Consider the following 8,752-nt stretch of genomic DNA (forward strand, 5'->3'; position numbering starts at 1 on the left):
AGAAGAATCCTACTATTATTTTTATTATACTTATAATTAATTTCATCGCTAATATTGATTTTATTCAAATCTTTTAATACTTCTTAAATGTTTAATAAGGTAAAGTACCATGACAAATAATGGGATCTTGCCTATATTCTTCAGATAATTTATTGATGAAATCTCTTTCATACAAAGAATTTACCCCAATTCCTAAATACAGAGAATTATCGTTAATAAGAATCATTCCTTTAGGATATTGAGAATTGTTTTTATTTATAAAATAGAAATCATATTCCCTATTGGATTCAGATAAAATAAACGAAAGCATTTCAAAATAATCATTAGTTTCAAACTCTATTTTTCCAAAATATTGGGGATATCTAAAATATTCATCTTTAGGTTTAAATCCAATTAACCAATTTTTCATAAAATCAAATACAATTTCCCTATCAATTTTATTGATATGCATATAGAGATCAGTTAAGTTAGATTCATTAATATCAGAGAAATTCTTGACAACATATAATGTACGGTTATCCAATCTAGGCAGAATAATTTTCATTATTTTAATATAATGGTTAATAGAGTCATAAGAAAGTCCAGCCGTGAACACTACCAGTTTGTCATTTGTTTTTAATAAATAATAAGTAAAAACCAGAAAATTTTCTATTGCTTCACAAGACCTTAAATGATCATCTTTAAACCCTATTATATTTTCAATTTCATCTTTTAATTTGTCCTTACCTTTTAATTTTTCATAGCTATTACCATAAATTTTAATTGCATTTGCAATAGGAAAATTAACGGCTGTGAAAGCTTTATGATCGATTAAGCTTTGATAATCGCTGTCAATATCTGTTATTATTAAGCTCATACTTAATTATTCAATATCGGGAATTGCTCCATTATAACAAATAATGGGTGAAGTTTTATATTTTTCTATGAATTGATCTGTAAAATATTTTTCATAAGTTGGATTTACTCCTATACCTAAATATGCGGAATGATCTTTATTAATAAAAACCATTCCTTTAGTTTTTTTCAAATCATTCTTATTTTCAAAATAAAATCTATAATCCCTTTCCTCTTTTTCCAAAACAAAAGATAGCATTTCCTTATAATCTACTGTTTCATATTCAGTTTCGCCAAAATATGGTGGATATTCAAAACATTCATACTCTGGCTCAAAATCATTTAACCAATCAGTAATAAAGTCAAAAATGATTCTATTATTAACTTTATCAATATATATGTATAAATCAACTAATTCCATATTTATTTTGTTTTTAATCCTGCACTAATAAACTGAACAAATAATTTATGATAATAGTAGTAAATTTTGTTAGCAACATTTTTTAATCTTTTATCTCATTTATATCAAAATCTATATCATTACCATCCACACAAATGAATCTTATATTTTGACCATTTATTTCCATTTTTTCATAAATTTCAGGTAAAGAAATAGTTGTTAGTAAATTAAAACTTTTCAGACTAACAATTAGAATCTCTAACTCTGTAATGACAATAATAAGATCATCATACACAATCATATCATAGAAAAAATATAAAAGATCAAGCTTAAGTCTGACTTTTACTAAATTTAGATCAATTAATATAAATTTTTGATCAATTCCAATTGCATAGTTTTTTTGGCTAACTTTTTTAATAACAGGCTTAACAATTGTGCTTTGCCAACCAAATTTAAAAATGTGAACATCATTTGATATAATTCCAAACACTCTATCTGTTTGTTTATCTTCAAATAATATAGGTAAATCTAAATTTTTATACTCTAATTCAGAAATTTCTTTTAAATACATATTGTTTTATTTATAAATTTGAGGAATTAGTGTTGTTATTTTTGGCTTAGTTGCCAAATTCCCTCCGTTGTATAAAAAATAATAAACATTGTTTATATGAACAACCCCTGCGAATATGCAAGAGTTGTGGTTTATTCTATTTATTGGCTCGAGCGAGAAGCTCAAACCAGCGGGGGCTATTGTCAAACTCATATTTTTATTTGAACAATATCATTAAATTTTCAGGCAATTTTTTATTATTTACAAAATCATTTAATGTATCTATGTCTAAATTTATTGGAAATGAAAGTTCTTTTAAAGGTATCCATATTTGTTCATTAATTTTGTAATTCTTAACTAATTGTATAAATCTTTTATTGGCTTGTACTTCAATATCAAATACATTTTGGTTTCCAAGCATATCATATCCCCCTAGATAACTAGAATCCAAAGGATTATATTTATCTTTTAAATTATCAAGAATAATATTATCATTAATTTTAAGAAAAGAAAAATCTATGGCAACGAAATAACAATAATCTATGAATTTAAGATTATTACTTTCGTTTAATTCATGATTCGAAATCCCCAAATTTATATAGGGAATCAATAAATTTTTACCATTTAATAAAACTTTACCAAAATATGCATCTGAAGTGTGAATCTCATCTATATTTTCATTGTGTATTAAATTTTCAAACATATTTATCTTATTTTTTTAAGAATAATTTGATTAATCTTACCATTAATAGGTGTTCCATTTGATCTTAAATATCCATTATTAACAACATCTTCCGTTTTACTTAAAACTTTATATGCACTTAAGCCATCCGCTTTCCATTCCAAATAGAATTAAAAAATTTATTTGACATCGTACCTCTAACTGTAATTCGACCACCATTTGCTAAAGATGAATGTACTTCATTTAAGAATGCAGCTTGTGGATTATTCGCTACAATATTATCTACCGAACCTTTAGAGAAATATTTTCCAAAATTACTTACATAATCTTTAATTCCTTTTTCAGCAGCTGTATCAAAATTTATATAATTCTTTAATTTAGAATACTTTCCCCCCATTAAATCTACATTTATTTCAAACGCACCTACGTGGCCTGTACCCATTCCAGAACCTATCAGCCCATGTTCAGCACCCCATCTAATACCTCCTCCTACGTTACTTCGCATATAACCTGTCATTTGGCCTCTGAGATCATCCATTCTTGCCTGTCCTTCTGCGTCCAAAACAAAAGCATTTCTTGTATGGGTATCAAACCAACCAGATAAGGGACCTCTAATATTTTCCTGAACCCAATTGGCAGTTCTCATTCTGAATCTGCTCAATTTATTACCTGGTGGGTCATCATCACCATTCATGAACTGGTTAAAATTAAGCCCCGTAAAATAATTACCTGATGATGTTTCAGAACTTATCGACATTGTCTCTTTATAAGCTGAAAACATTGCTTGTGCTGCCTCTCCTATATAAACAGTTCCTGTTTGAAAAGAATCATTTCCATCAGGGTCAATAAATAGTACAGGATTGTTTACCGCATAGTTATAGGGGCTTAGGTAATTATATTTCTCAGACATTGCATCCATCACCCCCCATCTTCCCAGATCAGGCATATACATCCTTGCTCCGTAATCATACATTCCTGTTTCCTGCAATTCCTTCCCGTTATACTTATAGCTGTAAAAACTTCCAAAATTAGACGTACTTAGCATACCTGAAATGTGGCTAAGGCCAAAAGGATAATAATTATTGGTATCAATAATTTCCGGGTTACCTTCACTATCTTTCGCAAAAGTTATCCTGGTATTTCCCAAATGATCTCTGTATTGGTAAATATAGCGGTTTGCTAGAATAAAAGAATAAAACCACTGCTTCCGGCAGTGGTTTTGTTTTATTTGTGGACACGAGTAAGACGCTCGTGCCAGCGGGCAAGTTTTGTACACAGAAAGCAATTTATGCATTCACAAATTTTACTTTTATAAGTTTGTGAAAAAACACCCAAAATAAAATTGTACTTATAATGATATTATAAATCCCATTCCATAAATCCAATTGGGAAGCGAAATATGTATATAAACAATATTCAATACTTAAGATAATTATATTTATCAAAATGAAATATGGATACTTTCTTATTTTAAAGGAATAATATAAAGGAACTAAAAAAAGAGCACAGACTATAACCGGAAAAAATAAAAATATCCATAGGTAGTAAAACAAATCAGCTACATCCCTAATGCCTGAATTGATAAGATAAAAATTATCATTTTTAAACATCATAAAGATGTAGAATACTAAATATTTTACCAATATGTAAAATAATATATTTAAAAAATTAGCTTTGAACATATTAATTTCTTTTATAAAACTTAGATGGATAATTAGATGTATCAGTTTTAGGTGCAGGTATTCCCCTAAGGCTTTATATTATCAATTTAATTGAAATAATAACAGCTTTTGGAATTTCAAAAGCTGTTATATTAAATGATAATACAAAATTATTTTACAAACTTTTTCAATAAGACTATAGCTATAAAAATAAAGACAAGACCAGTAAAAAATTTAATATATCCTGCTGTCTGATCCTGTATTTCCTTACAGTTTCTTGTATCTCCTATCAATTTTCTAAATAAAAAATATATACTATTTCCAATTAAATTGATAAGTATTTGCTGAAATATAAATTCTAAAATTCCCATTATTAATTTATATAAAAATTGGTAAACTAATTTAAGAATCACACAATCTATAAAAGTTTTAGTTTATAAGCAATATATGCTAATCCTATCGATATTAAACTAAATATTATTAATCCAATAAAAAAATTATAAAACCCTTGAGAAAATTGTTCCCCTACATCATCTTCTTTATTCTTAAAATCGTCTTTTTTTAAATTTTTATTAAAAATTTTAAAAAAATAATATCTCGTATTAATTCCAAGAAAATTAATAATTAATCCACCAAAAATTATTTCTAATAATGTCATCATAATATTTTTTAATCAAATTGAGGTCTATAGCCAACGTTCCTTTTCATCCAATTTCTAACTGGACTATTTGGCTGTGCCGCATTTATAACACCTGTCACCATTGGCCTCGCTATCATTCCCTTTCCAACAGTTCCATTTACATAGTCTACACCCTTATTTAAAAGATTTATTGTACCACTTGCGCCTGAAGTAGATTCAAATCTACTTAAAATACTCATTCCTTCAGGCATAATAGAATTTACAGCTTTAGCTCCTCTTGCATAGGGTGCAGCAGTTGCTAAAGTACTAACCAATGCATCCGCTTGCTTATAATTAGGTGTTCCATCTAGATTTCCATAATTTCCACCCAATGGATTTGCCCACTCGGGGCGTTCTAATAATCCAACATCAAAAATTTGAGCTGTAACATAAGCATTATTTGCTATACCATAAGTAAATTTTGCTGCAATATTACTTGAATTTGCCCAACTTTTAAAAAATCCATTACTAATAGAACCGCTAAAAAAGGAGCCCGTAGATATCATAGTACCTGCAGGAGTAGAAAAACTTCCTCCCAAAACAGATCCGTCAATACTATTAACCACTGATCCATCTGAATTTAAAGAATAACCATATTTACCAAAACCTAAAAATCCTTCTCCTGAAATATTAGCATAAGAATAAATAGCAGCAGCATCTTTATAACCGGCTGCCAAAGCTTGCGAAACTGTTTTTATATTTGCATTATAACTCCACTTTGATACTCCATTAATATTTTCCAAAATCCAATCGAATTTTCCAAAAGGTGAAGACCCCAAACCTGTAAAATAATTACCTGATGATGTTTCAGAACTTACAGACATAGTCTCCCTGTAAGCTTTAAAAGCCTCTTGTGCGGCCTCTCCCGAATAGCTCACTGCAAAATTTCCATCGGGGTCAACAACCATTACAGGGCTATTTAATGCATAATTATAAGGGCTCAAGGAACTAAACTTCTCAGACATTGCATCCATCACCCCCCATCTTCCCAGATCAGGCATATACATCCTTGCTCCGTAATCATACATGCCATTCTCCTGGAGTTCCTTGCCGTTGTACTTGTAATTATAAGCTGGATTTCCTAACAAAGTATTATATCCTTCATGTTTCAATCCAAACGGGTAATAATTACTTTCTTCAATGATCTCTGTTCCAGCACCATTCTTAGCATAACTTAACCTTACATTGCCAAGATGGTCTGTATAATTATACACATACTTTCCGGTCTCAACATTAAAATATCCTTCTGCCGTCGGAAAGAATTTTAGTACAGAATTTTCATACTGAAAACCACCCAGATAATCTGTAGTTTTTGTATCCAATATCTTTTTTACTTTTACTCCATCTGCTCTGTAAGTATAATCTGTTACTTTGGAGTTTCAAGTAATTTTTTCGAGGAAATGTAAAAAATTATATGGGGTGTGAAGTATAATTATTAGAACTTTGATATATAAAAGGCATTGCAATGTAATGCCTTTTATTATATATCATGGGACACGAACGAGACGCCCGCGCCAGCAGGGGGAATTACATTTTTTCGATAAGATTATATTAAGCTGCTATGTTATTCACTTTATCATCCTACTTGTCTATTTACATCTACCATAAAAAAGTATTTTTAAATTTTTATTATCAATATAAAGGCATCTAAAATGAGGATCAAAATGATTAAAAGAGGGCTCTAAATTATCTATAATTTTAATTCTAGCATTAGACTGATTTTCACAAAACTGTTCTATACTTATTGAATCATTTGCACTAAATAAATATATTGTATCATTTTTCATGATTTCAACTCCCTTTATATTTAACATTTCAAGGTTCGGTTTATAATCTCCTATTTCTATAAAAGTTGTATCATTTTTCTTATTAAAATAAATACTTAGATTATTACTTTTCGAGGCTTACAGCCTATTCAATCCTTGTTTATAGGAATCTATCTCTTTTTTTAGATTTTCCTTGATTGAAATTTTGGGATAAGAGTACTCTTTAATATTTTCTTTTCTATTTTCTTTACAAGAAAATAAGATAAGAAAAAGCAACAATGCTTTACTTCCTTCTAAAAGATGTCGTATCATAGTATATAAAATGTGGTCTATTATCTTTATTACCTATATTTTTTCTTTTAAAAAAAAGCTTTTTAAAAATTTATAATATATTGTAACTATAATTATATAAATGACCACATTTACTATAAATTGCCTGAAACCACTTCTATTAAGTTTCTGACAATCAATTGAATAAAACTCAAAATAAAACCTAGGTAAACCCACTGAAAAAGAATTATTAAAAGGTTCCTGCCCAAATATTTTTTGATAGAAAATACTAAAAAAAGATAGGAGAAGAATCCTACTATTATTTTTATTATCCTTATAATTAATTTCATAACTAAATATTAATTTTATTTTGATGGTACTGTTGCGTTCCTATAATATTCAATAGCTTTTAAATACCTATGACCATCGGAAACATTATTTACTGCCATCATCCTTATAATATTTCAATCTGCCTTCAACGTCTACAAATTTTAAAAACTTTTCTGAAATAGCTCCTTTTGTTTTAAAATTCTCTTTCCCTTCTTTTAATGTCATGTGATTCACATAACTATATTTAAACTCATCATCACCTCCATCATCTTCCCAAAAACATACTCTACAAATTTGATAATTTCCTTTTTCAAGGATCGTTTTATAGTTACAACAAGGACATGTAAATAATTCTTTTGGAGTGCCCAAAAGATTAATTGACAATTGATATAAATTATTAATTTTAGCTTCTATATATGATAATTTTATTCCAGTATATCGATCTCTTATATATTCGAACACTTCTTCTTTATCAAAACCTTCATCATCAATCATCCTTTCAATTTCTTCAATTGTCATCTTTGAATATTCATCTAACGATAATATATTTATAGCCGAATTTAAATCCAATTCTATCATAATTTTTATTTTATTAAAGTTGCGGCATAGTCAAGTGCATCTTGCAATGGATTTTTTTTAACCATTTGAGGATTTGCTCTATAAAAGGTTCTAATTTCCCTTACATCCATTCTACCCACAAAAATATCTTGAGTTTTAGTATTATATCTTATTAAAAAATTATTAACCGTCTGCTCTTGAATATGACTACCGGTTTCTGCTGCAAAAGTTTTGGCTAATTGTAAATATTGATTTTGAGTTATACCACCAAACTCTTCCCCATGTTTTGCAAAATGAACGGCTAATTCTCCTTTTGAAAACCCTTTCCATGTAATATTATAGGAACTTCCCCAAATCTTTGACATTGATGCTCTTGAAAGAGCATTACTCTTTAAAGCTTCAGCAGTAGTTAGTTTTGAAAATGCGCCTACGTGACCTGTACCCATTCCAGAACCTATCAGCCCATGTTCAGCACCCCATCTAATACCTCCTCCTACGTTACTGCGCATATAACCTGTCATTTGGCCTCTGAGATCATCCATTCTTGACTGTCCTTCTGCGTCCAAAACAAAAGCATTTCTTGTATGGGTATCAAACCTACCAGATAGAGGTCCTCTAATATTTTTTTGAACCCAATTGGCAGTTCTCATTCTGAATCTGCTCAACTTGTTACCTGGTGGGTCATCATCATCACCATTCATGAACTGATCAAAGTTAAGCTGTGTAAAATAATTACCTGAAGTTTCAGAACTTGTTGACATATTTGCCTGCATGGCTCTTACAGCATTTTGTGCATCTAAACCATACAAAACTTCATTCCCATCCGGATCAATGACCATCACAGGATTATTTACTGCATAATTGTAAGGACTGTGTCTTCTGTATTTCTCAGACATGGCATCTATTACACCCCATCTTCCCAGATGTAAATCGTCAGCAAAAAGTGGACATTTGATATTAGAAATTTAAGGAGTGTTTTCATAAAAAGAGTAATTTTAATTATGGCAACACCGAAAAAGAAA

The 8,752-nt window shown here is 29.3% G+C and carries 8 protein-coding genes and 1 pseudogene; all 9 read right to left on the bottom strand.

The genetic code is table 11. The features are described 5' to 3' along the window. Window positions 1-91: 91 nt before the first annotated feature. The gene (locus BOQ62_RS18735; RefSeq protein ID WP_129041910.1) at window positions 92-856 is read right to left on the bottom strand and encodes a hypothetical protein; all 765 of its coding nucleotides are present in this window, start codon (window positions 854-856) and stop codon (window positions 92-94) included. 6 nt (window positions 857-862) lie between these two features. After that, window positions 863-1,255 (bottom strand): hypothetical protein, encoded by a 393-nt coding sequence (locus BOQ62_RS18740; RefSeq protein ID WP_129041912.1) that lies wholly within the window; start codon window positions 1,253-1,255, stop codon window positions 863-865. 82 nt (window positions 1,256-1,337) lie between these two features. Then, window positions 1,338-1,805: a hypothetical protein gene (locus BOQ62_RS18745; RefSeq protein ID WP_129041914.1), complete on the bottom strand. Its 468-nt coding sequence runs from the start codon at window positions 1,803-1,805 to the stop codon at window positions 1,338-1,340. A gap of 196 nt (window positions 1,806-2,001) precedes the next feature. Further along, a complete protein-coding gene (locus BOQ62_RS18750) occupies window positions 2,002-2,487 on the bottom strand; it encodes a hypothetical protein (RefSeq protein WP_129041916.1) in 486 nt (161 codons plus the stop codon). A 118-nt stretch (window positions 2,488-2,605) separates the two neighbouring features. Continuing rightward, window positions 2,606-3,760, bottom strand: coding sequence for an RHS repeat domain-containing protein (locus BOQ62_RS24130; protein ID WP_129041918.1), 1,155 nt, complete (start codon window positions 3,758-3,760; stop codon window positions 2,606-2,608). A gap of 785 nt (window positions 3,761-4,545) precedes the next feature. Beyond that, complete coding sequence (locus tag BOQ62_RS18760; RefSeq protein WP_129041920.1) at window positions 4,546-4,788, bottom strand: hypothetical protein; 243 nt, start codon at window positions 4,786-4,788, stop codon at window positions 4,546-4,548. A gap of 905 nt (window positions 4,789-5,693) precedes the next feature. After that, window positions 5,694-6,173: pseudogene (locus BOQ62_RS23610) on the bottom strand (RHS repeat-associated core domain-containing protein); the annotation flags it as partial. A gap of 1,104 nt (window positions 6,174-7,277) precedes the next feature. Beyond that, window positions 7,278-7,751 carry a CPCC family cysteine-rich protein gene (locus BOQ62_RS18770; RefSeq protein WP_129041923.1) on the bottom strand — a complete coding sequence of 158 codons (474 nt, stop codon included), beginning with the start codon at window positions 7,749-7,751 and terminating at the stop codon, window positions 7,278-7,280. A gap of 5 nt (window positions 7,752-7,756) precedes the next feature. After that, window positions 7,757-8,626 carry a hypothetical protein gene (locus BOQ62_RS22730; RefSeq protein ID WP_185146808.1) on the bottom strand — a complete coding sequence of 290 codons (870 nt, stop codon included), beginning with the start codon at window positions 8,624-8,626 and terminating at the stop codon, window positions 7,757-7,759. Window positions 8,627-8,752: the final 126 nt, after the last annotated feature.

It is taken from the genome of Chryseobacterium sp. CH21 (assembly GCF_004119445.1).
Lineage (GTDB): Bacteria > Bacteroidota > Bacteroidia > Flavobacteriales > Weeksellaceae > Chryseobacterium.